General features: G+C 53.5%; 1 protein-coding gene. It reads right to left on the reverse strand.

Going from position 1 to position 1,185, the window contains the following annotated elements:
• A partial coding sequence (gene tuf / locus RG807_RS17650; protein WP_309046049.1) for an elongation factor Tu occupies window positions 1–1,185 on the reverse strand: 1,185 nt, incomplete at its 5' end.

The raw sequence follows: 1,185 nt of genomic DNA on the forward strand, positions 1-1,185 counted from the left end.
TTACTCGATGATCTTGGCGACTACGCCAGCACCAACGGTACGACCGCCTTCGCGAATCGCGAAGCGCAGGCCATCTTCCATGGCGATCGGAGCAATCAACGTCACTTCCATCTGTACGTTATCACCAGGCATAACCATTTCCACGCCTTCCGGCAATTCACAGGAACCAGTTACGTCGGTAGTACGGAAGTAAAACTGAGGACGGTAGCCCTTGAAGAATGGAGTGTGACGACCACCCTCATCCTTGCTCAGTACGTATACTTCACACTCAAACTTGGTGTGCGGCTTGATGCTACCTGGCTTACACAATACCTGACCACGCTCAACGTCGTCACGCTTGGTACCACGAAGCAGTACACCTACGTTCTCGCCAGCACGACCTTCGTCCAGCAGCTTACGGAACATCTCAACACCGGTGCAGACAGTCTTGACGGTATCCTTGATACCAACAATCTCAACTTCTTCACCAACCTTGACGATACCGCGCTCAACACGACCAGTCACAACCGTACCACGACCGGAGATAGAGAACACATCCTCAATCGGCAGCAGGAACGGCTGATCAATCGCACGCTCCGGCTCAGGGATGTAATCGTCCAGAGCCTCAACCAGCTTCTTCACAGCGGTTGTGCCCATTTCGTTGTCGTCTTTGCCCTGCAACGCCATCAGCGCAGAACCAGTGATGATCGGCGTATCGTCACCCGGGAAGTCGTACGCACTCAAAAGCTCGCGCACTTCCATCTCTACCAGCTCAAGCAGCTCTTCATCGTCTACCATGTCCGCTTTGTTCAGGAACACAACGATGTAAGGAACGCCAACCTGACGAGACAACAGGATGTGCTCACGCGTCTGAGGCATTGGGCCGTCAGCTGCAGAACAAACCAGAATCGCACCATCCATCTGGGCCGCACCGGTGATCATGTTCTTCACATAATCCGCGTGGCCCGGGCAGTCTACGTGTGCGTAGTGACGGCTAGGAGAATCGTACTCAACGTGAGAGGTCGCAATGGTAATACCACGCGCACGCTCTTCCGGTGCGTTATCGATCTGATCGAATGCACTCGCAGAACCAGTACCCCAAACTTCGTGACACACACGAGTCAGAGCAGCGGTCAGAGTCGTCTTACCATGGTCAACGTGACCAATAGTGCCCACGTTAAGGTGTGGCTTAATTCTTTCAAACTT

Source organism: Marinobacter sediminicola (assembly GCF_031157525.1).
Lineage (GTDB): Bacteria > Pseudomonadota > Gammaproteobacteria > Pseudomonadales > Oleiphilaceae > Marinobacter > Marinobacter sediminicola.